Consider the following 22,588-nt stretch of genomic DNA (forward strand, 5'->3'; position numbering starts at 1 on the left):
GGCGTGGTGGTGGAGCTTGTTGGGCGGGTTGGGCTTGGGGTTGCTGGGCTGTCGATGGTGTCTCGGGATCGGGCTGCTGATCTGGCGATGATCCGGGCCGGAATCGCTGCGGGTACGGCGATTCTCGACACTGCGCGGGCGTATGCCCAGGTCGATGCGCCGTTGTACGGCGAGGAGCTTGCGGCGGAAGCGGCTCGTGGTACGGGCGTGATCGTCGGGACGAAGGGCGGCCATTCGCGGACGGGCGCGACCACGTGGGACGCGGACATCAGCGCCGGCCGGATCCGGGCGGACGTGGAGACGAGTCTGCGGGTGTTCGGAGGCGAGCGTCTCGAGCTGTACTACTTGCACCGGGTCGACCTCGCCGAACAACCTGTCGAAGAGGGCATCTCGGCCCTGGCGGCTCTTCGCGACGAAGGCAAGCTGGTCCGGATCGGTTTGTCGAACGTCACCGTGGCCGATCTCGAACGCGCGACCGCGATCGCTCGAGTTGACGCCGTACAGAATCTGCACAGTGCGATGGGACGCGAGTCAGCCGAGGTTCTCGCGTGGTGCGAGGCCGGCCAGGTCCCGTTCTTCGCCTACTCGCCGCTGCGCTCCTCGTCGAAGGCGCCACGTCTGGCGGCGATGGCAGCCGCACGCGGCGTCTCCCGGCAGCGCCTGCAACTGCGCGCCCTCCTCGCATCGTCTCCCGTCCTGTCGGTGATCTCGGGCGCAACCCGCCCCGAGACCGTCCTCGATTCGCTCGCCGCCGAGTCCGAGCCTTGGGACGAAGACCTCCAGACCGCCTACGAAGAAGACCTTGCGATCAGGGCTTAGGCGGTGTGAGTGCCGCCAGGCGTTGGTGGAGGGTCCGGAGGGTGTCAGCGGAGTCGGTGCGGATCGCTTCCGGGATTTCGTCGAGCACCTGCCAGTACTCGAGTTTCTCGGTGAAGGTCCATTCCAGTTGGAAGCACGCGACCCAGGCGCGGGCCGAACACACGAGGATCCGGAAGGCCCAGACTGTGCGCTCGTTGTCGTCGGCGGGGGCCGCGTCCGCGAGCGCCTTGAGTACACCCTTGTGGGCTTCGGCTGCGACCGTGGCGGGCTCGCGTTCGTGCCACGCGTCGCGGAGCGCCGCCGTTGAGCGTTCGAGCGCGAACGCGACCAGCGCGCCGACCCCGGTCTGAATCATCGCGTCCAGTTGCGAGTCGCCCGCGACCAACTCGGAGACCGACTGCGACCCGACCGCGGTGCCGAGCACCAGGAAGAGTCTGACGATGAAGCTGAACAGCCGGCTGAGGCGCGAGTGGTCCTTGGTGATCTCGATGTGCTGCAGCTGCGCGCGGAGCTGTTTGATGGCTCGCAGCGCCGTACGGCGATCCGCGCGCGACCGGCGGGTGGCGAGCGCGAGGATGTCGTCGATCTCGTCGGCCGGGATGCCGAGCAGATCCGCCACGTCCGCGAACGGCAGCTCTGCCAGCAACGCGGCCGCGGCCGTCCCCTGAGTGGACTTCTTGGTCTGACGCCGGGACCGCTTCGGCTCTCCGGCCTGGACCCGTTCGGCGACGAGGTCGAGCAGGTCGTCCAACCCGCGTACGACGTCCTGCAGCGCGGTGTCCGCGGTCTTCCAGCGGTAGCTGGCGAGTGCGCTCGTACGCCGGAAGTCGTCCTGCACCACCTGCTGCAGCTCCTCCGGCCACCCGGCAACCGCAACCTCCGGCGGCTCCTCGAACGCCGGCAAGTCCGTCGCCCCAGGAGTAAAAGGCGGAGCACCGGCCTCGGAGCGCGCTACCTCTTCGTTCCTCTTCCCCTGGCCCGGCACGATGAAGCTCACCCCCCAACCTTACGTGCGACCGCCGGTCACGCTTCGTCAGCTGGATGGAGAAACTCGGAAGGTGATGTCGGATGGGGGCCGGGGTGTTCGTGGGAGGGGTGAGCGGCTGCCTATCAGGGGCGCCCACCGTACTCGAGGAGAGCATCATGAGCGCGACTTACACCTTCGACGTCTTTGCCAGCCTTGACGGCTTTGGCGCCCACAGTGGCGACTGGGGTGGTTACTGGGGCAAGCAAGGCCCGGAGTTGCTCGAGCACCGGTTCGCCTCGTACGGCGGGGGACAGCGGATGGTGTTCGGGGCCACCACGTATCGGGCCTTCGCGGAGATGCTGGCCTCGAGCACCGAGGAGTCCGAAGTACGTGACGCCTGGGTCACCCGGATGAGGCACCTCCCGGCAACGGTGGTGTCGAGCACGCTCCGAGGACCGCTCGACTGGCCGGACGCGACGGTCGCGAACGGCGACGCCCTCGACATCGTTGCCCGGCTCAAGGAGGAGTCCGACGTACCGCTGCGCTCGCACGGCAGCCTGTCGCTGAACCGGGCCTTGATGGCCGCCGGTCTCGTCGACCGCGTGCAGGTGACGATCTTCCCGGTGATCGCCGGTCAGACCGGAGCGGACCCGATCTTCCAGGGGGCGTCCGACTTCGACCTCGAGCTACTCGAGCACCGGACGCTGGACGGTCACACCCAAGAGCTCGTCTACCGGCCAACCTTGCACGTTTGAGTCCGTCCGATGCCCCACGAAATCCTGTGACTGGTTGTCCATCGTTGTCACGGGGGGTGACAGGCGAGGGCTGCCGGATTGGGGTGGATTTCGCTACCTTGGTGTATTGGTCCTTCGATCTGCAGGAGGCTCCGTGAAGATCAACGACGTACTGCGCGGCAAGGGCAACCAGGTCGTCACCATCTCCCCAGAAGCCACTGTCACCGAACTGCTCGCACTGCTGGCCGAACACAACATCGGCGCGGTCGTGGTCAGCCCGGACGGGTCGTCGGTGGCCGGCATCGTCTCCGAGCGCGACATCGTCCGGCTGTGGAACGGCACCCCGGAGGCGGGCGACGTCCGGGTCAGCGCGATCATGACCGCCGAGGTCCGCACCTGTACGCCGGACGAACTGATCGACAACCTGATGCGGCTGATGACCGAGCACCGGATCCGGCACGTGCCGGTCGTGGTCGACGGGGCCCTGTCCGGACTGGTCAGCATCGGTGACGTGGTGAAGTCCCGGATCGGCGAGCTCGAGTTCGAGCGGGAGCAGCTGTCCAACTACATCTCCAGCTGATCGACCCGGAAGCCCCTGGCGGGGGACTACAGTCCGTGCATGGATCCGACACATCCCACGGACGGTGACTCCGGTACGCCGTCTTCCGGGCAGCCCCCGTACGGCGGCACACCGCAACAACCTCCGTACGGCGGATCACCGCAGCAGAACCCGTACGGCGCACCGCAGCGGCCCGGGCAGCCGGGGCCGGGCCAAGCAGGTCCCGGGCAACCCGGGTACCCGGGACAACCGCCGTACCAGGGCCAGCAGTACCAGGGGCAGCAGTACCAGGGCCAGCCGTACCCGGGGCAGCAATACCCCGGACCGCAGTACGGCGGGCAGGCGCCGTACCCCGGAATGCCCGGTCCCGGGCCGTACCCGGGGCAGCCGCAGAAGACGAGCGTGCCGGCGATCCTGTCGCTGATCTTCGGGGTGCTCGGCGGCATCCTGATCAGCATCATTCTCGGCATCGTCGCGCTGACCCAGATCCCGAAGAAGGGCCAGAAGGGCAAAGGTCTGGCCATCGCCGGGCTGGCGGTCTCCGGTCTCTGGCTGGTCGGCATCGTGGTCGCGATCGCCGTGTTCGGTGACGGTGAACCGGATCGGGACGCCTCCGGACAGGTCACCACGACGCAGAACACCCGGCCGGACAAGCTCCGGGTCGGCGACTGCGTGAGCGAGATCAACGAGGGCGAGGTCGCGAACATCAAGGTCGTCCCGTGCGATCAGCCGAACGGCGGCAAGGTGTTCGCTGTCTTCGACCTGCCGGCGGGGGACTGGCCGGGACTGACAGCGGTCCAGACGTCGGCCGAGAAGGGCTGCACCGACCGCTGGAAGGCGTCAAAGCAGCAGGCTTCCGCGGATTCCAGCATCTTCTACCTGCACCCGACCGAGAACGGCTGGAGCCTGGGAGACCGCGGCACCACCTGCCTACTCACGCCGAAGTAGCAACAACACGCTCCTGGGGGGAGACATGAGTTATCCGCGAGACCCGAAGTTCCCCGAGTACGCCGCCCGCCCGCCGACCGAGACCAGCGGCGCGAAGGGGGACCGCGGCGCGGCGCGCGACGCAAGCGCGGTGGCGACGGGCCGCTCCCGAACATGCGGCCGATCGAAGGCCTGCCACCGGGTGGAAGCAGCGCGTTGGCGATGGTGGCGCTGGTCCTCGGATGCCTCGGCGCTGTCCTGCTCAGCATCCCGATGGCGATCGCCGCGCTGGTCCGGATCGCGGACCGCAATCAGACCGGCAAGGGAAAGGCGTTCACCGCCTTGGCGGTGTCCGGGCTGTGGATCGTGGGCATTGTGGTGTGGGCCGAAACCAACGGCGAGTCGCCGGATCGGGATGTGGCGTCAGGGCAGGTGACGGCGGCCACGACCACGCGACCGCAGGACCTGAAGGTCGGCGACTGCGTGGCGAACCTGGAGGAAGGGTCCGTCAAGCAGGTCACCGTGACGCCCTGCGAGCAGCCGAACGGCGGCAGGGTGTTCGCCGTGTTCACCTTCCCGCCTGGCAGCTGGCCGGGACGCGAGACCGTGGACGAGAAGATGGACGACGGCTGCTGGGAGCGTTGGTCTGCGTCGAACAAGCAGGCGACCGATCCGTCGGACATCTTCATCCTCGGGCCGACCGTGGACAGCTGGCGGCTCGGTGACCGCGGTGTCACCTGCCTGCTCACACCGAGGTAGGAAAAACACACACTTCTGGGGGAGACATGAATCATCCGCGAGAGCCGAAGTTCCCGGAATACAGTGCCCGGCCGCCGGCCGGGAACCCGGAACCGGAACCCGGCCCGCCACCGCCGTTCCCGAACATGCCGCTGGTCTCGGCGGGGCTCAGGCCGACCAACAGGAAGGCGGTGCTGTCGCTCGTCCTGGCCGTGCTCGGACTTGTCCCGGTCAGCATCCCGCTCGGGATCAAGGCGATGGACCAGGCGAAGAAGAGAGGCGAGCAGGGCGCGCGGATCGCGATCACCGGGTTCGTGATCGCTGCCGTCTGGATCTCTGTCGACCTGAGGATCCTCAATCATTTCCTGGACCGGATCGATCCGGACTCAGCGGCGCACACGGCGCGAGAGCCGGTTGGGCCGGGGAGCAACCTCGAGGTCGGTGACTGTGTCGGGGACCTGCCGCAGGGGGAGGTCAGGGACGTGGTGGTCAAGCCGTGCGATCAGCCCAACGGCGGCAGGGTGTTCGCCCGGTTCGCGGTGCCGGACGGTCCGTGGCTCGGCGACGAGGTGATGCGGAAACCTGCGGAGCAGGGGTGCTGGAATCGGTGGGTCGCCTCGAAGGAGCAGGTCAACCGGCCGTCACGCGTCTACGTCCTCCGGCCGAGCGAGGACGCTTGGCGACAGGACGACCGGACGGTCACGTGCCTGGTCGTGCCGCAGTGATCAGGTCGCGAAGAGCATGAGGAGCATGGCCGCGAAGAAGAGGATGACCAGGGCCAGGAGGGCGGTGCCGATGATGCCGCAGATCTGGCCGGCCTGGGCCATGCCGCGGTTGTTGTAGACGCCAGGGGAGGCGTCGATCTCGGCAAGGGCCTGGTTGCCGAGCCACCAGGCCACCGGCGAGAGGAACACGAAGCCGGTGCAGAGCGCGATCGCGCCGAGGACCAGCGAGACGGTGGCCTGCGAGTGGTCCTGCAGGATGCCGTACGCCGGCCGGTCCGGGAAGCCAGGCTGGACCGGGTACGCCGGCCAGAAGGTGTGCGTGCGGTCCGTCGCGTCGGTGGGACGTTCGGCGAACGACATCATCGTGCTCCTCTACTCAGGGCCAGGCGCCAAGCAGAGGAGCAACGGCCGTCCTCAGCTCACGTCGATCAGTTCACCCAGGTCCAGCCCGGTGAGCTGGGGACGAACCTCCTTGGCTTCCCCTACGACGACGACCAGTAGCCCGTCGGTTCCCACATACCGCCGGTAGGCCTCGGTGGCCTCAGCCGCGGTGGTGGCCGCGATCTGGGTCAGGTAGGTGTCGGCGAAGTCGATCGGTACGCCGTTCGCGATGTTGCTGCCGACCTGCTGCGCGACGGAATCGGCCTGCTCGTACCGCAGCGGGGCGGTCCGGATCAGGCTGTCCTTCGCCTCCTGGACCTCCTGCTCGGTCAGCCCGTCGCGGGCCTGCCGCAGGATCCGCAGCGCGTCACCGATCGCGGCACCGGTCACCTCGGTGCGGACGGCGCCACCGAGGCTGAAGGTCCCACCCTTGCGCGGCGCCGCGAAGCTGGTCCGCGTGCCGTAGGTGTAGCCCTTCTCCTCGCGCAGCACGGTGTCCACCCGGGACGTGATCGTGCCGCCGACGACGTGGTTCGCGACCGCGGCCGCACCCCACGCGGGGTCGCGACGGTCCGGTCCGGCGCAGCCGATCAGCAGCTGACTCTGGACCGATCCAGGCCGGTCGACCAGCACGACCCGGTTGCCCACGAGGTACAGCGGCTCCGGCGTGTCCAGCGCGGTACTGGCGGTCGACGTCCAGCCACCGAAGGCCTCGTCGATGATGCCGGCCACGTCGACGCCGGTGGCGTCTCCCGCGAACAGCATCTGCGCGCGCTCGGGGCCGATGTTGCGCCGGTAGAAGTCGGCGACCTGCGTGTTGGTCAGCGGGCGGATCGTGTCCGGGGTGCCCGCCGTCGGCCGGGACCGCCGCGTCGACGGGTCGAACAGGTAGCCCGAGAAGGCCTCGCGGGCCCGGTAGGCGGCGTTCGCGCGCTCCTGGTTGATCTCGCCGAGCCGGATCGTCACGTGCCGGCCGACGTCGGCCTGGTTGAACGCGGGCCGGGTGACCGCCTCCGCGAGCAGTTGCACCGCCGGCGCCAGGTGCGACACCGGGACCGAGATCTCCACGTGCAAGGCGTCCGAGCTGACATCGACGCCGTACGCCGCTCCGTGCCGCTCCAGGGCCGCCGCGAACTCGTTGGCCGAATGCAGTTCGGTGCCCTCGTCGAGGGTGCGGGACATGATCGTGGCGACGCCCTCGAGCTCCCGCGGTTCGGCGATCAGCGGCATCGCGATCGTCACGCGGACCGTGGCGACGTACTGGCCGGGGCGATCGAAGACGTGGACCGGCGAGCCGGTGCTGGTCGTCGTCGTGGTGGCCTCGGGGAATGTCCACGGGCGCGGCGCACCGACGGCCGGTGGGGTGGTCAGAACCTGGTTCATGCCTGCTCTCCTGCGTTCTCCGACCGGCGGTAGGCGACCTGCACACGTCCGGCGGCGCGGATCCATTGCGCCGCGGCCGCCTGCACCTGCTCCACGGTCACTGCACGGACCTGGTCGATCCGGGTGTTGATCCGGTTCGGATCGCCGAACAGCAGCGCGTGGTGGGAGATCTCGTCGGCCCGCCCGGCGCAGGTGGACAACTGCTCCAGCCAGTCCCGCTCCGCCTGTGCCTGCACGGTCGCCAGTTCGTCCTCGGTGACGCCGTTCTCGGCGAGCTTCTCGACCTCCTCGAGCAGCGCGTCCTCGACCTTCTGCAGGTCCACGCCGTCGGAGGCGATGCCGGTCAGCGTGCCGAACGACACCCCGCCGATCAGCGGCAGCGCACCGCCCGAGACCGACTGCGCGATCTGCTCGTCGCGGACGAGCCGCCGGTTCAGCCGGCCGCTCTGCCCGGCGGCGAGGACGTCGAGCGCGAGCCCGGCCGCGTCCAGCTCCGGCGTCCCGTCCATCGGCAGCCGGAACATCATCGTGATCAGGTCGGACGGTACGTCGGAGACCACGTCGTCGCGGTGGACCTCGGTGAGCGGTCCGATCGTGCCGTCCGGGGCGGCCGGCGGCTGCGGGATCGCCGGCAGGTGACCGAAGTACCGCTTGGCGGCGTCGAAGGCGTCCTCCACCGAGACGTCGCCGACGATGGTCAGGACCGCGTTGTTCGGGCCGTAGTACTTGCGGAAGAACGCGTGCACGTCCTCCACCGACGCCGCGTCCAGGTCGGCCATCGAGCCGATCGTCATGTGCGCGTACGGGTGGTCCGCCGGGAAAAGGAGCCGGACCAGCCGCTCGTACGAGTCGCCGTACGGGCGGTTGTCGTAGCTCTGCCGCTTCTCCTCCTTGACCACGTCGCGCTGGTTGTCCAGGTTCTCCTGGTTGACCGCGTCGAGCAGGTAGCCCATCCGGTCCGCCTCGAGCCACAGCGCGAGGTCCAGACCGCCGCTCGGCAGTGACTCGAAGTAGTTCGTCCGGTCGAAGAACGTGCTCGCGTTCAGACTGGCGCCGGCGTTCTCCAGCAGGCTGAAGTGCTGACCGGAGGCGACGTTGCGCGATCCCTGGAACATCAGGTGCTCGAACAGGTGCGCGAACCCGGTCAGCCCTGTCGGCTCGTGGCGCGATCCGACGTCGTACCAGAGGTTCACCGCGACGATCGGGACGGCGCGGTCCGAGCTGACGACGACGCGTAAGCCGTTGTCCAGCGTCTGCTCCGCGATGGGGTAGGTCAAGGGCATGCCGCCACCCTACGTGGTCCGGAAATTCTCCGCCGGTGGTGTCGATCCGCGCCGGGGTCGCGCATCGAAGTGGTGAATGCTGGAACCGACAGACCATGAGAGAGGTGACATCAGTGGGCAAGTACCTGGTGATGATCTACGACGACGAGGCCAAGTGGGACGCGGCGGAGCCGTCGGTGACGGAGCAGAACCACAAGAACCACCAGGCCTTCGCGGAGGCCAACGGTCCGGCGCTGCGCGGCAGCGGGCAGTTGGACGGAAGCACTACGGCGACGTCGATCCGGTCTGACGGCAGCGGTGGGTACGTCGTCACCGACGGGACGTTCGCGGAGACCAAGGAGGTGATGGGCGGCTACTACATCATCGAGGCGGCCGACCTGGACGAGGCGCTCGCGATCGCCAAGCAGGTTCCGTCCCCGATGGGTGGCGTCGAGGTACGCCCGATCATCAACGGTGGCTGACTCGGTCTCCGCGGCGGTGGCGGAGGCCCACTCGAGCGAGTGGGCCTTCGTCCTCGCTGCCACCGCACGCGTCGCGGCCGATCTGGATCTGGCCGAGGACTGCGTGCAGGACGCATACGCCAAGGCGTTGGTGCATTGGCGCGAGCAGGGCGTGCCGCGGCGGCCGGGGGCGTGGCTGACGACCGTCGCAACGCGGCGCGCGCTCGAGTTGCGGCGGCGGGCCGACGTCGCGCAGCGGAAGCTCCCGCTGCTGATGCCGGATCCGGTCGAGGACTCCAACGGGGTGTTCCCGGACGATCGGTTGCGGCTCGTGTTCACCTGCTGCCACCCGGCGCTGGCTCAGGAGGCGCAGATCGCGTTGACGCTGCGGCTGGTGTGCGGGTTGTCGTCGGCGGAGATCGCGAGGGCGTTCCTGGTGAAGGAAGCCACGATGCAGGCCCGGATCACCCGGGCCAAGCACAAGATCTCGCGGTCGGGAATCCCATACCGCATCCCGCGGCGGCCGGACCTGCCGGAGCGCATCGACGCGGTGCTGGACGTCGTCCATCTCGTCTACACGGCCGGCCACACGGCGGCGGACGGGGAAGGGCTGACGCGGCCGGACCTCGCGCGGCGGGGGATTGATCTCGCTCGGATGATGCGGTTGCTGCTGCCGGACAGCGGGGAGGCGGCGGGTCTGCTCGCGCTGCTTGTGCTGACGGAGGCCAGGCAGGCCGCGCGGGTCGACGACGGCGGGCGGTTGGTGCTGATGGAGGACCAGGATCGCTCGCTGTGGGACCGGGAGCTGATCGATGAGGGGCTGGCGCTGGTGCGGGAGGCGTTGAGCCGGTCGGTCGGCCGGTTCGGGCTGATGGCGGCGATCGCTGCCGTCCATGCCGAGGCCGAGCGCTGGGAGGACACCGACTGGGCGGAGATCCTCGGGTTGTACGACGTGTTGCTGGCGCGCTGGCCGTCTCCGGTCGTGGCGCTGAACCGAGTGGTCGCGCTGAGCTATGTCGCCGGTCCCGAGGCGGCGTTGGTGGAGTTGACCGACGATCCGGCGCTGTCGACGTACCCGTATCTCGCCTCCACGCGGGCGGAGCTGTTATGGCGGACCGGGCGGGGGGAGGAGGCGCGAGCGGCGTACGAGGAGGCGCTGGCGTTCACCAGCAACGCCGTGGAGGCGGAGTTCCTGCAACGGCGCATCACTCGAGGCGCTTGAGGACCTCGTCGTGCAGGCGGCCGTTGGTGGCGACGGCGTTGGCGCCGTTCGGGCCAGGGGTGCCGTCGACCGAGGTGAACGTGCCGCCGGCCTCGTCGACGATGATCGCCAGTGCGGCCATGTCGTACAGGTTGAGCTCGGGCTCGGCGGCGATGTCGACCGCACCTTCGGCGACCAGCATGTACGACCAGAAGTCGCCGTACGCGCGGGTGCGCCAGCAGGACTCCATCAGCTCGGCCCACTGGTTCTTCTTGCCGAGCTTCTCCCAGCCCTTGAGCGAGGCGTACGACAGCGACGCGTCCTCGATCCGGCTCACGTCGCTGACCCGGCACGGGTGCGCGGACATCAGCGCGCGGCCGGTCCAGGCGCCATCGCCGTACGACGCCCACCAGCGCTTGCCCAACGCCGGGGCCGACACCACTCCGACGACCACCTGGTCCTCGATCATCAGGCTGATCAGCGTCGCCCAGACCGGGACGCCACGGATGTAGTTCTTGGTGCCGTCGATCGGGTCGACGACCCAGCGCCGTACGCCCCAGCCGGTGGTGCCTTCCTCCTCGCCCACGAACGCGTCCCGCGGCCGGGCCCGGGCCAGCGTCTTGCGCATCACGTCCTCGACCCTGCTGTCGGACTCGCTCACCGGAGACAGATCCGGCTTGGTGGCCACGTGTAGGTCGAGCGCCTTGTAGCGGTCCATCGTGGTCGAGTCCGCGTCGTCGGCCAGGATGTGGGCGAGCCGCAGGTCATCCGTGTGCGAGGGCATGCCGGAAGGCTAGCCCGTTCCCCCGCTCAGCGGGCGGGCTGTCCGCAAACGTTGCGGATCGGTTGCGACGCGAATTGAACCCAATCGGGTGATTGAACGTGCAGTAAGTAGCCCGTGCGGGCTACTAGAGTCGGACCACGTTCTATGACTGCCAGGAGGCGTCAATGTTCGAGCGCTTCGGGGACCTGCCGCTACACGTGCTCGTGATCCATCTGGCCGTGGTGGCGCTACCGATCGCAGCCCTGACCCTGATCGTCTTCGCGCTCGTGCCGCGGTGGCGGTGGTTCCTGCGCTGGCCGGCGTTGGTGCTGGGGCTCGGGGCGCTGGTCTGCGCGTTCGTGGCGAAGAAGAGCGGGGAGGCGTTCGTCGCCGCGGTCCCGTCGCTGCAGCAGCCAGTCAAACTGCACGAGCAGCGCGGAAATCTGCTGTTCTGGTTCTGCCTGGCCTTCGCGGTGATCGCTGTGATCGCTGTGCTGGTGCTGAGCGGGCCGTCGTCGCTGGCCAGCGGAAAGGGTGCCAAGGCAACCAAGAGCCGACCGCTGGAGCTGATCACCAGCGCGGCAGTTGTCGTCATCGGCGTACTCGTCATCTACCAGACCATCCGCACCGGCGACGCCGGCGCCAAGGCCGTCTGGACGGGTCAGCTTCCGCCTAAGTAAGGTCCTGCTCCGGTACTGCCTGGGTGCGGCCTTCGCGGCTGGCCAGGAGGCGGCGGAAGGACGCTACTCGGTCGGGGTCGAGGCGGCCTTCGGCGACAGCTTCGTCGAGGCCGCAGTCGGGAGCGGACTCGGTGTGGGTGCAACCTCGGGGACAGGACTCGGTGACCTCGGCCAGGTCGGGGAAGGCATCGATCACTTTGTCCGGGTCGACGTGGGCCAGCCCGAAGGAACGGATACCGGGCGTATCGATCAGCCAGCCGCCGTCAGGCAGCCGGAGGACCAGCGTGTTCGTCGAGGTATGGCGCCCGCGGCCGGTCACCTCGTTGACGACGCCGATCGCGCGGTCGGCACCGGGAATCAGCCCGTTGACCAGCGTCGACTTGCCGACACCGGAGTGGCCGACCAGGACACTGATCCGGTCCTGGAGCTGCTCCTGGAGGCCGGACAGATCGCCGCCTTGCTGCGTGGCCACCGACTCGACCCCCAGCGGACGGTAGATCGACAGCAGCGGATCCGGGTCGGCCAGGTCGGTCTTCGTCAGGCACAGCAACGGCCGCATACCCGCGTCGTACGCCGCGACCAGGAAGCGGTCGATCAGGCCGGTCCGCGGCTCCGGGTTCGCGACGGCGACGACGATGACGAGCTGGTCCGCGTTCGCCACCAGCGGCCGCTCCACCGGGTCGTCGTCATCGGCCGACCGGCGCAGCAGCGTCGTCCGCGGGAGAACCTCGACGATCCGGGCCAGCGAGCCCTCGTCACCGCTCGCGTCTCCGGCGAGCCTGACCCGGTCGCCGACGATCACGCCCGTGCGGCCGAGCTGCCGCGCCTTCATCGCGGTCACCTGCCGGTCGTCGACCCAGCAGGTGTAGCGGCCGCGGTCGCGCGTGATCACGATGCCGGTGACGGCGTCGTCGTACGAGGGGCGGTCCTTGGTCCGCGGCCGGGTCCGGCGCTTCGGCCGGTCGTACCGGGCCTCCTCGTCGTACCGCGACATCAGCTCGTGAGCCCCGACCACATGTCGGGGAACTCGGGCAGGGTCTTCGCCGTGGTCCCGATGTTCTCGATCTCCAGCCCGTCCACAAGCAGGCCGACCACGGCGGCGGCGTGGGCCATCCGGTGGTCGTTGTAGGTCCCGAAAAGCCCACCGTGCAAGCGCTGCGGCCGGATCTCCAGCCCGTCGGCCGTCTGCGTCACGTCCCCACCGAGCGCGTTGAACTCGTGCTCGAGCGCCGCCAGCCGGTCCGTCTCGTGGTTGCGCAGATGCGCGATTCCCCGAAGGTACGACGGTCCTTCCGCAAACGCAGCCACCGCCGCGATGACCGGGCTCAGCTCACCGACCTCACTCAGGTCGAGGTCGACGCCCTGCACCCGGCCGGTGCCGCGGATCGTCAGTCCGTCGTCGGTCCGAGTCACCTCCGCGCCGAAGCGCGTGAAGATGTCGCCGAGTTGACCGCCGGGTTGCGTGGTCCGCTCCGGCCAGCCGGTCACGGTGACCTCGCCGGCGGTGAGGACCGCCGCGGCCAGGAACGGCGCGGCGTTGGACAGGTCCGGCTCGATCGTGGTGTCCATCGCCCGAATGGGGCCGGGGGCAACGACCCAGCGGTTCGGTTCGCTGTCGTCGACCTGGACGCCGCGCTCGCGCAGCATCGCCACCGACATGTCCAGGTGCGGCTGGGACGGCACCGGCTTCCCGTCGTGGCGGATGTCGACGCCCTCGTCGTACCGGGCTCCGGCGAGCAGCAGGGCCGAAACGAACTGACTCGACCCGGACGCGTCCAGCGTCACCTTCCCGCCACGGACCGAGCCCGCGCCGGACACGGAGTACGGCATCCTGCCGGTGCCCTGGTCGTCGATCCGGACGCCGAGCGCGCGCAGGGCGTCGAGGATGACGCCCATCGGGCGCTCGCGCGCGTACGGGTCGCCGTCGAACTCGACCACGCCGTCGGCCAGTGCGGCGACCGGCGGCACAAAGCGCATCACGGTGCCGGCGAGACCGCAGTCGACGGACGCCGGGCCCTTGAGTGAGCCCGGAGTCACTGTCACGGCGGAGCCGTTGTCCGCGATGCCGACACCGAGTGAGACGAGCGCGGCGCGCATCAGCGCGGTGTCGCGTGCGGCGAGCAGACCGGTGAGATGCGACGGGCCGTCGGCGAGCGCGGCCAGGATGAGGGCACGGTTGCTGATCGACTTCGATCCGGGCACCGTGACCCGGCCACTGACCGGTCCCTGGGCCTTCGGTGCCGGCCAGCCCTGCTGCGTGCTCATCCCACTCCCTCGGCTCGGAACTCCTGCCCTGAGCCTAGGGCATCGCGGTGATACGGCCTTCCAGCCTTCCGGGAGGTCAGCCGAGGTTCAGTTCTGCCTTCGCCAGTTTGGCGGCATGCTTGGCCTCACGGGCCAACTGCTTCGTCTCCCGCTTCGCGGCCTTCGCGCCGCGTTTGGTCTCCCGCTTCGCCGCCCGCGCGCCGTGGGTGGCCCGCCAGGCGACGCCCGGCTTGCCCTCGGTGTCGACCGCGGCGAGCAGCAGACCGCCGAACAGACCCAGGTTCTTCATGAACTGGATCCGCTGCACACCCCGGGCCTCCTTGTCCTTCACCTGCCAGAACGGGTGCCCGGCGACCGTCACGGGGATGAGCGTGGCGGCCAGCACCGCGGCGCCCGTCCGCCGGCCCTTGCCGCTGGCCAGCGCGAGACCGCCGAGCACCTGGACGGCGCCGTTCAGCCGAACCAGGTTCACCGTGGTCTCGGGGATGCGGTCAGCGATCTGCGCCGGTGCGACGTTCTTCACCATCGGCACCAAGCGGTCCGTCACCGGCTGGGCCTTGGGCACCAGCGGCTCCGGGTTCCGGATCGAGTTCACACCCTGCGCGACGAAGATCATCGAGAGCAGTGGCCTGGCCAGTGCACGCACGACAGTCATGCCTCCTTCATACACCACGTCCTGTACGCCGTCCGGTACCCAAGCCTGCGCGGTTCAGCCTCAGATCGGGCAACCATCCGGACCACAGGCGGCGTCGTCGGTGCCGGCGCCCGGGGCGGTGATCAGCGTCACCGGCTTGCGGTCCGCGTTCGCCCGGCGCAGCGCCTCCTGGAACACCTGGACCGGCTGCGCGCCGCTGACGCCGTACTTCTCGTCGATCACGAAGAACGGCACCCCGTTCGCGCCGTACGCCAGCGCCTGGGCCTGGTCGTCGGCGACGTCCTGGGCGTACGTCGTACTCGCGAGCACCTCGCGGACCCGATCGGACGGGAGGCCGACCTCCTCGGCGAGCTGCGTGAGCGTCGCGTGGTCGCCGACCGGGAGCCCGTCGGTGAAGTACGCCTTGAGCAGCCGCTCCTTGAGGCGGTCCTGCGTATCGGCGGGCACCTCGCCTGCGGCCATCAGGTCGCGGGCCAGGTGAAGTACGCGGTGCGCGTCGACGGTGTTCGCGGACTTGGCCCGGTCGAGGTTGTACTCGAGGCCGAGCTCGGCGGCGATCTCGGTCACCTGGGCATTGGCCTGCACACCCCACGCGCGGTCGCGACCGTACTTCTCACCCAGCCGGGTCGGCAGGTCGCGTGGATCGTCGCTCGTCGCGGACGGGTCGAGCTGGAAGCTGTGCCAGACGATCTCGGCCTTCTCGCCGCTGGACTCCAGGGCCTGCTCCAACCGCCGCTTCCCGATGTAGCACCACGGGCAGATGACGTCGGACCACACATCGATACGCATACTCCGAGCAACTCACCGTGATCGGCGGTCTATTCCCAACCAGACCCGAGTGTGATGCGTCCGACGCTGCATGGACGAACAACTGGTGCGTGCCCTGCTGCAGGATCAGCATCCAGATCTGGCCGAACTGGAGCTCCGGGAGGTGGTCGGCGGCTGGGGCAACCAGATGTGGCGGCTGGGGGACGACCTGGCGGTCCGGATGCCACGGACCGAGGGGGCGCCGGAGCTGCTGCTGAAGGAGCACCGCTGGATGCCCGGCCTCGCCGCCCGTCTTCCGCTTCCCGTCCCCGTCCCGGTCCGCCTCGGCGAGCCGTCCGACCGCTTCTCCCGCACCTGGCTGATCACCACCTGGGTCCACGGAGAACCCGCGGACCATGCACCGATCACGGATCCGAAGGCGGCCGACGTACTGGTCGACTTCCTGCAGGCGCTGCACACCGATGCGCCGGCCGAGGCGCCGGCCACTGACCGAACCGGTCTGCCGGCGGGACTGATGGACTCCGACGAGGTCCGAGCGTACGCCGGCCGCGGCGACGAGATCCGTGCGGTGTGGGAGGACGCGATCGCGGCGCCGGAGTGGGACGGACCGCCGGTGTGGCTGCACGGCGATCTGCACCCGGCCAACGTGGTCGTTGCCGATGGCACCCTTGCCGGCGTCCTGGACTTCGGTGAGATCTGCGCCGGCGATCCGGCGAACGATCTCGCAGCCGTCTGGATCCTGCTCCCGGCCGGGGCCGCGGCCCGGTTCTTCGAGCGCTACCAGCCGGACCAGGCAACGGTACGCCGGGCTCGCGGCTGGGCCGTGGTCCGGGCGATGTTCCTGATCGCGATGGGAATCAACGGCGACAAGGGCCTGCCAGGCGGCAAACCACACTGGGGCCCAGCCGGTGTAGCTGCCCTCGATCGCCTGCTGTGACCGTCGACCGGCTCGGCTGCTGACAGCGGCTCGTCCGTCATGTCAGCACGGTGGCCGTCCAGTGTCAGCGCGGTCTTCGAGGCTGGTCTCATCAACAACTCGTCACCAGCGAATCAGGAAGGTACGACCATGCCGACTTACAACACCCCCGAGCCGATCTCCGCAGTCCTCGACATCCCCGCGGGACGCATTCAGTTCATCGCCGCCGACCGGGCCGACACCGCCGTCGAGATCCTGCCGGCGAACCCCTCGAAGGGCCGCGACGTCAAGGCGGCGGAGGAGGCCAAGGTCGAGTACGGCGACGGCGTTCTGCGGATCGAGGTCTCGGCCAAGAACCAGTACTTCGGCCCTTCCGGCTCCGTCGCGGTGACCGTCCACCTGCCTGCGGGTTCCCAGGTCGAGGTGAACGCGGCCAGTGCCGAACTCCGAGCCGTCGGACGGTTCGGCGACGTCGCGGTCAAGAGCGCGCACGGCTCGATCGACCTGGAGGACGTCGCGAGCGCCCGCCTCACCACTGTCGCCGGTGACGTCTCCGTCGGCCGCCTCAACGGGCCCGCGGAGATTCGCACCAGCCAGGGTGACATCCGGATCGCCGAGGCCGTGAGCGGTGCGGTCGTACTGCGCACCGACGTCGGCGAGGTGGAGGTCGGCGCCGCTGCCGGAGTCTCGGCCTCCCTGGACGCCGGTACTACCACCGGCAGGATCAGCAACGCGCTGAAGAACGCCGAAGGCGACACCGCCCCGCTCACGATCCGCGCGACCACCACCGTCGGCGACATCGTCGCCCGCAGTCTCTGATCGCGATTGACGACGGACCCGACGCGGCCCGCACGCCACAGTGGTGTGCGGGCCGCGCGACGTCACCGCGCGGCTTGCTCGATCACCTGAGTGACGGCTGACGAGTGGGACAGGGCGACCAGGTGGGACGCGTCTGGGATCTCAACCGTCTTGGCGTGGGCGCGCTCGGCCATGAACAGTTCGGCCGCCGGCGCGATGGCGTGATCTCCGGTCGGGATCACGGCGTACTTCGGCAGACCGGCCGGAGCCGTTGTCGCGACCGGCTCGTCGAACGCGGCGGCGTTGATCGGACGCTGGGAGGCCCCGAGTACGGCGGCCTGCCGAGCGGGCAGGTCGGCCGAGAACACCCGGTGGAACGCCTCCGGCTTCACCACGAGGTCGACGCCACCGGAGTAGCTGATCGCATTCGTGGTGTCCGGTCCGAGCTCGCTGCCCGGGTACTTCGCGTTCAGCGCGCCGATCGTCTCACCGGCTTGCGGGATGAACGCGGCCACATACACGAGCGACTTGACCCCACTGGTCCCGGCGAGCTCGCTGACCAGCGCGCCGCCGTACGAGTGACCGACGAGGACCTTCGGACCCGGGACCGCGGCGAGGACGCCGCTCAGGTACGACGTGTCGGCGGCTATCCCCCGGAGCGGCACGGCGGGGACGACCACGGTGTACCCGTCGCGCTGTAGCTTGCCGGTCACCTCCGACCAGCTAGCCCCGTCGGCGAACGCGCCGTGCAGGAGAACGATGGTCGGCTTCGGCTTGTGCTCGGTCTGAGCGGTGGCGGTGGTCGCGCCGGTCAGCAGTACTGCGGCGGTGGCGAGGAGTGCACCCAAGCGACGGAGCTTCATCGGGCCGCACCTGCCTCGACCGCGGTCGCGATGAAGTCGGCGACAGCCTTCGGCTGCGAGACGGCCACGGCGTGCGAGCCGTCGACCTCGATGGTGGTGGCCTTGGCGCGGGCGGCCATGATGCGCTCACCCTCCGGCGGGATCGCTTCGTCGCCGGTCGCGACCAGGACGTGCGCCGGTAGCCGCTTCCAGCTCGCCGAGCCGGCCTTCTCGTCGAACGCCGATGCGGCGATCGCCTTCTGGGTCCGGGCCAGGACGTCCGCGTCCTCGACATCGGCGGCGAACAGCGCCGGGAACTTGTCCAGCGCGATGCTCAGGTAGGTCTCCTCGCCGCCCTCGGCGGTCGGCAGGGTGTGCGGCACCAGTCCGGCCGGGAAGTCGTTGGCGGGGAAGCTGCCGAGCAGGTCCTGCAGGCTCTCGCCCTCGTCCGGGAGGAACGCGGCCACGTACACCAGGCCGGTCACGTTGTCGGCCTCGTTCGCAGCGGCTGTGATCACCGCTCCGCCGTACGAGTGCCCGACCAGGACGACGGGCCCGTCGATCTCGCGGACCTGGGCGGCGACACGGCTCCCGTCCAGCGCGGGACCGCGCAGTTCGTTGCTGACCGCCACGGCATTGATGCCGCGACTCGTGAGTTCGGCGATCACACCGGCCCAGCTGGAGTTCTCCGCGAACGCGCCGTGCACCAGGACGACGGTGGGGGTCTTGTCGGTCATTGCTCTCGATCTCCTTCAGGTTTGGCTTGGTAGTAGAAGGAAACCGCGCAGGCCCGCTCGGCCGGATCGACCGAACAGCGGAACTTGCCAGCGGTGAACTCAGCCGTGGACGACTGCGGTGCACCCAAAACTCATGCGTTCGGGGGAGGAGTGAATCGCTCCAGCACCAGACGGGTCAGCTGGACGCGCGAGTTGACCCCGAGCTTGCCGAACGCGGACCGCAGATGAGTGCCGACGGTACTTGCGGAGACGACCAGCTCCTCGGCCGCGGACCGGTTGGTATGACCCTCGGCGACCAGGAGCGCGACCCGGCGCTCCATCGGGGTGAGCGCGTCCCAACCCTCCTGAGCCCGCGGCGGTACGGCGGACCACCGGCGGCGTCGTACTCCGGCTGCCTGGAGCACCGCCTGGATCCGACCGGCCGGAGCGGTGGCGCCGAGTGTGGTCAGGGTGTCGAGGGCGTGTTCGAGGGTGGCGATGCCGGTCGAGCGGTCGCCGGACTCCAGTACGGCGCCGCCGTACAGCTCCTCGGCCTTTGCCAGCAGCAACGGCCGGTGCGCCGTACGCAGCATCTCGGTCGCCGCCGCCAGCCGCTCCAAGTCGTCGCCCGCAGCCACCAGTTCGAGCGCCCCGCGGTGCGCTGTCGACGGGGTAGCGGCCGCCTGTTCTGCCAGCCGGTCCTCGGCGCCCGCCTCGACGAGTACATCGGTCCGCTCGGGGAACTCCGGCGGTACGTCGCGCAACCGGGCGGCCGCCTTGGTATCGCCATCCGCGACCGCGAGCAAGGCGTTGATCGTCGGGTCGTGCCCCGCGAGCTCCCGTGCGTGGGTGAGCTTGCCGCGCTGCAGAGCGATCAGCGCGAGCACCTGATGCGCCACCGGAGCCAACGTGCTGTCGTGCAACTGGCTCATCCACCGCAGTCCGGTGTTGGCAGCCTGCTCCGCCTCGGCCAAGTTGCCGGACGCGTACTCGAGCCGCGCCTGCAGCACAGCCAACTGCGGCGCCACCCACGAGTCGCCGCCGCTCAGCAGCTCCCGCACCCGCTCCAACCCACCCGGCAACTCGTCAACCTCAGCCCGGCAGTACAGCTCGCCGACCTCGACCAACGCATCCGGCAAGCTCCCCAGCCCAGCGGGCACTCGCCGAGCCTGCACGTAGTACTCAAGGGCACTCGCATACCGCCCGGCCGCCCGATCCTCCTCCGCCGCGGCCACCAACAGCACTCCCTGAGCAACCGGGTCTTCCGGCGTGCCAGGCGCTTCTGCACCGGCCAGCACGCGGAAGGCCGCGAGGCGCTCGGCGAGCGGAGGCTCCGCGCCCGAGCCGGTGAGGTCGCGGACGTCCAGGCGGTTGGTCGGCCATTGGTACGGCGCCAGGTGCAGGCGGACGGTGGCTTGGAGCCTGGGGGTGATCGGACCCCGGTAGAGCACGGTGCCGCTGAGGAGGTCGTCCGCGAAGGCCTTGGCGCGCTCGTACTGCCGGGCCGCGAGGATGATGCTCACGACCTCTTCACCAACCTCGGCGCGCAGCGGGTCGTCGACCAAGGTGAGGTCGAACGCCTCCTGGATGACCTCGGCGGCCGTAGTCGACATGGTCGCCAGCAGGCCGCGGGCCGCCTCGCGCAGAGTCGCGATCGCCGGGGCATCACCGGGCTGCGCGACTGCGAGGACGTGCGGAGCCGCAGCGGCCGCTCCTCGACCGGCCGACATGAGCTGACTGGCTATGGCCCCGTGCAGGGCTCTCTGAGCCGAGGGAGGTACGTCGGCCAGCGCAGCCGACCGCAGTAGCTCGTGGCGGAAGCGCAGTACCGAGCCGGCATCCGTGAGCAGCCCGGACTGGATCGCCTCCTCGAGCGGATCGGCCAGTCTGGCCACCGGCTCGGCCATGAGTACGGCGACGTCCTCGAGCCGGAACTCGCTGCCGAACACCGCGGCCGTCCGCACCAGCGTCCTAGTGAGCTCCGACAGTCCGCTGGTACGGCGCCGTACGCCTTCGACCAGACCGGTCGGGAGCGGACCGGTCGTGTCCGAGGCGGTGCCGAGGTACAGCCCGGCGATCAGCTGTTCGGCGAGGAACGGGATGCCCTGGACACCGGCCAGCTGGATCGCCAGGGACGGGTCGACCGGACCGTTCAGGAGATCGGCGGCGATGTCCTGGATGGCCTCCGCGGCGAGCGGTGCGAGGGCGATGGCATGGATCGGTACCTGGCCGCGGACGGCGTCGGTCAGCTGGTCGGTCACGCCACCGGGGGACGGGCGAGTGGCCACGAGCCAGAGCAGCTGGGAGTCGGCCAGCCGGGCCGCGACCACGCGGAGTACGAAGGCGGTCAGCGGGTCGGACCACTGCGCATCGTCCAGCACGATGACAGCCGGCGTGCCGTCCAACCGGTGACCGATGAGGTCGGCCAAGCGCTCGGCGAGCCAGAGCGGCTGGGTGTTGAGGGTGGCCAGCTCCATGAACTGCGCTGTGTCGACCAGCGGCTCCTTGCCGGCGCGGAGTGCGGGTGCGAGTGAGGACAGCGGGCTGATGTTGTCGGTCTGTTGTGCGGATGCGCCGGCGACCAGGAAGCCATGCCGCTCGGCCTGCTCGACTGTGGCGGCCAGCAACGCCGACTTGCCGATCCCGGGCTCGCCGGTGACGACAGCCAGCGAGGACTGCCCCTCAGCGGCTGCGCGCAGCGCGTCCAGCAGCCGCCCGAGCTCCGCGGAACGCCCACGCAACGGCCCCATGGTGGATTTGTACCACTCAGCCGCAGCGGCGGACGGCTAGCAGGGCGTAGGCGCGGGCCGCGTGGAGGACCTCGGACAGACGCACGTGCTCGTCGGTGGCGTGGGCGTACCGCACGTCGCCGGGACCGTACTGGAGTGTCGGGATCCCCGCCGCCGCGTACAGCCGGAGATCCGAGCCGTACGGCGCTCCCTTCACCTCAGGAGTCATGCCACCCGCGTCAGTGGCTGCCTGCACCGTGTCCGCCAGCAGGGGATCTCCCTCGGTCAGCAACCCCGAGGCGAACTCACCTCCCGGCCAGCTCACCGCGACAGGATGCTCACGCAGCCAGTCATCCTTCGCGCACGCTTCGGCGATCGCCGCCTCGAAGGCATGCCGCGCCGCGGCCACCGATTCGCCGAGGCGTACGCCGTACCGACCCTCGGCGACGAGTAGATCTGGGACGGTGCTGGCCCAGTCGCCCGCCTCGACCCGACCGACCGACACCGGGTTCGCCAGCTCGAGATGCGCCAGCAACGGATGCGGATCGCGGTTTCGCTCGGCCTCCAGCGCCTGCAGCGCCGACTGGATCACCACGAACTTCTCGACCGCGCTCACCCCGCGGGTCCGGGTCGAGCCGTGCGTCGCGAGCCCGGGGACCTCCAGCCGGAAGGTGAGCGACCCGGCGTTGGCCGGGATGACACAGCTCGCGGTCGGTTCGGCGATCAGGCACGCCTCGCCGGTGTGGCCGCGCTTCAGGGTCGCGAACGCGCCCGCGCCGCCGTCCTCCTCACCGATCACGGTGTGCACCGCGAGCGGCTTGCGCAGCTCGATGCCCGAGGCAACGATGGCCGCGACCGCGCCGAGAATCGCGGCCACGCCACCCTTCATGTCACAGGTACCGCGACCCCACATCACCCCGTCCTCGACCCATGCCGAGAACGGATCGCCGTCCGGCCACAACCCGAGCTCGCCCGGCGGCACCACATCCACATGCCCGTTGAGAATCAGTCCCGGCGCCCCGTCTCCACCGAGCACCCCCACACAACCCCACGCCTCGTCCCGCGCGACCTCCATGCCGGGAAACTCCGGATCGGCGGTGATTGTCGGCAGGTCGATCGGCCAGTTGTCGACAATAAGACCGAGCGCCGCCAACCGCTCCGCACACCACGCCTGGACGTCGCCTTCGGCCGGAGTACCGTCGACACTCGGGATGCGCACCAGGTCACGCAGACCCTCGATCACCCGCGGGTCGTCGACCGCGGCCAGCACCCGTCGCTCCACCTCACTCAGCATGCGCA

General features: G+C 69.7%; 24 protein-coding genes. 11 read left to right on the forward strand and 13 right to left on the reverse strand.

Going from position 1 to position 22,588, the window contains the following annotated elements; translation table 11 throughout:
* The first annotated feature begins 9 nt into the window (after nt 1-9).
* A complete protein-coding gene (locus tag OG817_RS03270; RefSeq protein ID WP_406057655.1) occupies nt 10-819 on the forward strand; it encodes an aldo/keto reductase in 810 nt (269 codons plus the stop codon).
* On the opposite strand, the gene OG817_RS03275 is transcribed toward OG817_RS03270, so the two are convergent.
* Nucleotides 809-1,816 (reverse strand): hypothetical protein, encoded by a 1,008-nt coding sequence (locus tag OG817_RS03275; protein WP_406052030.1) that lies wholly within the window; start codon nt 1,814-1,816, stop codon nt 809-811. The genes OG817_RS03270 and OG817_RS03275 overlap by 11 nt on opposite strands.
* 146 nt (nt 1,817-1,962) lie before the next feature.
* Here OG817_RS03275 and OG817_RS03280 point away from each other — a divergent pair, with 146 nt between their 5' ends.
* The 5 genes from OG817_RS03280 to OG817_RS03300 all read left to right on the forward strand — a co-directional run bounded on the left by OG817_RS03280 (nt 1,963) and on the right by OG817_RS03300 (nt 5,469).
* Entirely contained in the window at nt 1,963-2,541 is a 579-nt protein-coding gene (locus OG817_RS03280) for a dihydrofolate reductase family protein (protein WP_406052033.1), read from the forward strand.
* Between the two features lie 133 nt (nt 2,542-2,674).
* Nucleotides 2,675-3,100, forward strand: a complete 426-nt coding sequence (locus tag OG817_RS03285) for a CBS domain-containing protein (protein WP_131516222.1) — start codon at nt 2,675-2,677, stop codon at nt 3,098-3,100.
* 39 nt (nt 3,101-3,139) lie between these two features.
* Nucleotides 3,140-4,027, forward strand: a complete 888-nt coding sequence (locus tag OG817_RS03290; protein ID WP_406052034.1) for a DUF4190 domain-containing protein — start codon at nt 3,140-3,142, stop codon at nt 4,025-4,027.
* A gap of 153 nt (nt 4,028-4,180) precedes the next feature.
* Nucleotides 4,181-4,765: a septum formation family protein gene (locus tag OG817_RS03295; protein WP_406052035.1), complete on the forward strand. Its 585-nt coding sequence runs from the start codon at nt 4,181-4,183 to the stop codon at nt 4,763-4,765.
* A gap of 26 nt (nt 4,766-4,791) precedes the next feature.
* Nucleotides 4,792-5,469, forward strand: a complete 678-nt coding sequence (locus tag OG817_RS03300; protein ID WP_406052037.1) for a hypothetical protein — start codon at nt 4,792-4,794, stop codon at nt 5,467-5,469.
* Here OG817_RS03300 and OG817_RS03305 read toward each other — a convergent pair whose 3' ends face one another.
* Genes OG817_RS03305 through OG817_RS03315 form a run of 3 tightly spaced genes read right to left on the reverse strand, consistent with a single transcriptional unit; the run spans nt 5,470 to nt 8,516 of the window.
* On the reverse strand, nt 5,470-5,829 hold the full coding sequence (locus OG817_RS03305) for a DUF4190 domain-containing protein (protein ID WP_396396630.1): 360 nt from the start codon (nt 5,827-5,829) through the stop codon (nt 5,470-5,472).
* Nucleotides 5,830-5,883: 54 nt separating this feature from the next.
* Nucleotides 5,884-7,233 carry a M16 family metallopeptidase gene (locus OG817_RS03310; protein ID WP_406052039.1) on the reverse strand — a complete coding sequence of 450 codons (1,350 nt, stop codon included), beginning with the start codon at nt 7,231-7,233 and terminating at the stop codon, nt 5,884-5,886.
* On the reverse strand, nt 7,230-8,516 hold the full coding sequence (locus tag OG817_RS03315) for a pitrilysin family protein (protein WP_360444570.1): 1,287 nt from the start codon (nt 8,514-8,516) through the stop codon (nt 7,230-7,232). The genes OG817_RS03310 and OG817_RS03315 overlap by 4 nt, the downstream gene beginning before the upstream one ends.
* 113 nt (nt 8,517-8,629) lie before the next feature.
* On the opposite strand from OG817_RS03315, the gene OG817_RS03320 reads away from it, so the two are divergent.
* Nucleotides 8,630-8,977, forward strand: coding sequence for a YciI family protein (locus tag OG817_RS03320; RefSeq protein WP_406052040.1), 348 nt, complete (start codon nt 8,630-8,632; stop codon nt 8,975-8,977).
* Nucleotides 8,970-10,178: an RNA polymerase sigma factor gene (locus OG817_RS03325; protein WP_406052042.1), complete on the forward strand. Its 1,209-nt coding sequence runs from the start codon at nt 8,970-8,972 to the stop codon at nt 10,176-10,178. Before OG817_RS03320 ends, OG817_RS03325 begins: the two co-directional genes overlap by 8 nt.
* On the opposite strand, the gene hisN is transcribed toward OG817_RS03325, so the two are convergent.
* Complete coding sequence (hisN, locus tag OG817_RS03330) at nt 10,162-10,941, reverse strand: histidinol-phosphatase (protein WP_406052044.1); 780 nt, start codon at nt 10,939-10,941, stop codon at nt 10,162-10,164. The two genes, OG817_RS03325 and hisN, sit on opposite strands and share 17 nt — an antisense overlap.
* A gap of 164 nt (nt 10,942-11,105) precedes the next feature.
* Between hisN and OG817_RS03335 the strand changes: the two genes are divergently transcribed.
* Nucleotides 11,106-11,600 (forward strand): DUF2231 domain-containing protein, encoded by a 495-nt coding sequence (locus OG817_RS03335; RefSeq protein ID WP_406052046.1) that lies wholly within the window; start codon nt 11,106-11,108, stop codon nt 11,598-11,600.
* On the opposite strand, the gene rsgA is transcribed toward OG817_RS03335, so the two are convergent.
* The 4 genes from rsgA to OG817_RS03355 form a co-directional block, all read right to left on the reverse strand.
* Nucleotides 11,593-12,594 (reverse strand): ribosome small subunit-dependent GTPase A, encoded by a 1,002-nt coding sequence (gene rsgA / locus OG817_RS03340; protein WP_360444555.1) that lies wholly within the window; start codon nt 12,592-12,594, stop codon nt 11,593-11,595. The genes OG817_RS03335 and rsgA overlap by 8 nt on opposite strands.
* Complete coding sequence (gene aroA / locus OG817_RS03345; protein ID WP_406052047.1) at nt 12,594-13,865, reverse strand: 3-phosphoshikimate 1-carboxyvinyltransferase; 1,272 nt, start codon at nt 13,863-13,865, stop codon at nt 12,594-12,596. Before aroA ends, rsgA begins: the two co-directional genes overlap by 1 nt.
* Before the next feature lie 76 nt (nt 13,866-13,941).
* Nucleotides 13,942-14,520, reverse strand: coding sequence for a DoxX family protein (locus OG817_RS03350; RefSeq protein ID WP_406052048.1), 579 nt, complete (start codon nt 14,518-14,520; stop codon nt 13,942-13,944).
* A gap of 60 nt (nt 14,521-14,580) precedes the next feature.
* Entirely contained in the window at nt 14,581-15,309 is a 729-nt protein-coding gene (locus OG817_RS03355; RefSeq protein WP_406052049.1) for a DsbA family protein, read from the reverse strand.
* A 70-nt stretch (nt 15,310-15,379) separates the two neighbouring features.
* On the opposite strand from OG817_RS03355, the gene OG817_RS03360 reads away from it, so the two are divergent.
* Together OG817_RS03360 and OG817_RS03365 are read left to right on the forward strand one after the other, a co-directional pair.
* The gene (locus OG817_RS03360; protein WP_406052051.1) at nt 15,380-16,225 is read left to right on the forward strand and encodes an aminoglycoside phosphotransferase family protein; all 846 of its coding nucleotides are present in this window, start codon (nt 15,380-15,382) and stop codon (nt 16,223-16,225) included.
* A gap of 129 nt (nt 16,226-16,354) precedes the next feature.
* Nucleotides 16,355-17,023 (forward strand): DUF4097 family beta strand repeat-containing protein, encoded by a 669-nt coding sequence (locus OG817_RS03365; RefSeq protein ID WP_406052053.1) that lies wholly within the window; start codon nt 16,355-16,357, stop codon nt 17,021-17,023.
* 62 nt (nt 17,024-17,085) lie between these two features.
* On the opposite strand, the gene OG817_RS03370 is transcribed toward OG817_RS03365, so the two are convergent.
* The 4 genes from OG817_RS03370 to OG817_RS03385 form a co-directional block, all read right to left on the reverse strand.
* A complete protein-coding gene (locus OG817_RS03370; RefSeq protein WP_406052055.1) occupies nt 17,086-17,865 on the reverse strand; it encodes an alpha/beta fold hydrolase in 780 nt (259 codons plus the stop codon).
* Complete coding sequence (locus OG817_RS03375; protein WP_396396611.1) at nt 17,862-18,581, reverse strand: alpha/beta fold hydrolase; 720 nt, start codon at nt 18,579-18,581, stop codon at nt 17,862-17,864. Before OG817_RS03375 ends, OG817_RS03370 begins: the two co-directional genes overlap by 4 nt.
* Before the next feature lie 131 nt (nt 18,582-18,712).
* On the reverse strand, nt 18,713-21,310 hold the full coding sequence (locus OG817_RS03380) for an ATP-binding protein (RefSeq protein ID WP_406052057.1): 2,598 nt from the start codon (nt 21,308-21,310) through the stop codon (nt 18,713-18,715).
* A 16-nt stretch (nt 21,311-21,326) separates the two neighbouring features.
* The gene (locus OG817_RS03385) at nt 21,327-22,583 is read right to left on the reverse strand and encodes an ArgE/DapE family deacylase (RefSeq protein WP_406052059.1); all 1,257 of its coding nucleotides are present in this window, start codon (nt 22,581-22,583) and stop codon (nt 21,327-21,329) included.
* Nucleotides 22,584-22,588: the final 5 nt, after the last annotated feature.

Origin of the sequence: Kribbella sp. NBC_00889 (assembly GCF_045207705.1) — a bacterium.
Taxonomy (GTDB): domain Bacteria; phylum Actinomycetota; class Actinomycetes; order Propionibacteriales; family Kribbellaceae; genus Kribbella.

What these genes read in the sequence shown, in the direction of transcription:
- OG817_RS03280 (WP_406052033.1), top strand. Translation starts at nt 1,963, where the DNA reads ATGAGCGCGACTTACACCTTCGACGTCTTTGCCAGCCTTGACGGCTTT.
- OG817_RS03290 (WP_406052034.1), top strand. Translation starts at nt 3,140, where the DNA reads ATGGATCCGACACATCCCACGGACGGTGACTCCGGTACGCCGTCTTCC.
- OG817_RS03295 (WP_406052035.1), top strand. Translation starts at nt 4,181, where the DNA reads ATGCGGCCGATCGAAGGCCTGCCACCGGGTGGAAGCAGCGCGTTGGCG.
- OG817_RS03300 (WP_406052037.1), top strand. Translation starts at nt 4,792, where the DNA reads ATGAATCATCCGCGAGAGCCGAAGTTCCCGGAATACAGTGCCCGGCCG.
- OG817_RS03305 (WP_396396630.1), bottom strand. Translation starts at nt 5,829, where the DNA reads ATGTCGTTCGCCGAACGTCCCACCGACGCGACGGACCGCACGCACACC.
- OG817_RS03310 (WP_406052039.1), bottom strand. Translation starts at nt 7,233, where the DNA reads ATGAACCAGGTTCTGACCACCCCACCGGCCGTCGGTGCGCCGCGCCCG.
- OG817_RS03315 (WP_360444570.1), bottom strand. Translation starts at nt 8,516, where the DNA reads ATGCCCTTGACCTACCCCATCGCGGAGCAGACGCTGGACAACGGCTTA.
- hisN (WP_406052044.1), bottom strand. Translation starts at nt 10,941, where the DNA reads ATGCCCTCGCACACGGATGACCTGCGGCTCGCCCACATCCTGGCCGAC.
- OG817_RS03335 (WP_406052046.1), top strand. Translation starts at nt 11,106, where the DNA reads ATGTTCGAGCGCTTCGGGGACCTGCCGCTACACGTGCTCGTGATCCAT.
- rsgA (WP_360444555.1), bottom strand. Translation starts at nt 12,594, where the DNA reads ATGTCGCGGTACGACGAGGAGGCCCGGTACGACCGGCCGAAGCGCCGG.
- aroA (WP_406052047.1), bottom strand. Translation starts at nt 13,865, where the DNA reads ATGAGCACGCAGCAGGGCTGGCCGGCACCGAAGGCCCAGGGACCGGTC.
- OG817_RS03350 (WP_406052048.1), bottom strand. Translation starts at nt 14,520, where the DNA reads ATGACTGTCGTGCGTGCACTGGCCAGGCCACTGCTCTCGATGATCTTC.
- OG817_RS03355 (WP_406052049.1), bottom strand. Translation starts at nt 15,309, where the DNA reads ATGCGTATCGATGTGTGGTCCGACGTCATCTGCCCGTGGTGCTACATC.
- OG817_RS03360 (WP_406052051.1), top strand. Translation starts at nt 15,380, where the DNA reads ATGGACGAACAACTGGTGCGTGCCCTGCTGCAGGATCAGCATCCAGAT.
- OG817_RS03365 (WP_406052053.1), top strand. Translation starts at nt 16,355, where the DNA reads ATGCCGACTTACAACACCCCCGAGCCGATCTCCGCAGTCCTCGACATC.
- OG817_RS03370 (WP_406052055.1), bottom strand. Translation starts at nt 17,865, where the DNA reads ATGAAGCTCCGTCGCTTGGGTGCACTCCTCGCCACCGCCGCAGTACTG.
- OG817_RS03375 (WP_396396611.1), bottom strand. Translation starts at nt 18,581, where the DNA reads ATGACCGACAAGACCCCCACCGTCGTCCTGGTGCACGGCGCGTTCGCG.
- OG817_RS03380 (WP_406052057.1), bottom strand. Translation starts at nt 21,310, where the DNA reads ATGGGGCCGTTGCGTGGGCGTTCCGCGGAGCTCGGGCGGCTGCTGGAC.
- OG817_RS03385 (WP_406052059.1), bottom strand. Translation starts at nt 22,583, where the DNA reads ATGCTGAGTGAGGTGGAGCGACGGGTGCTGGCCGCGGTCGACGACCCG.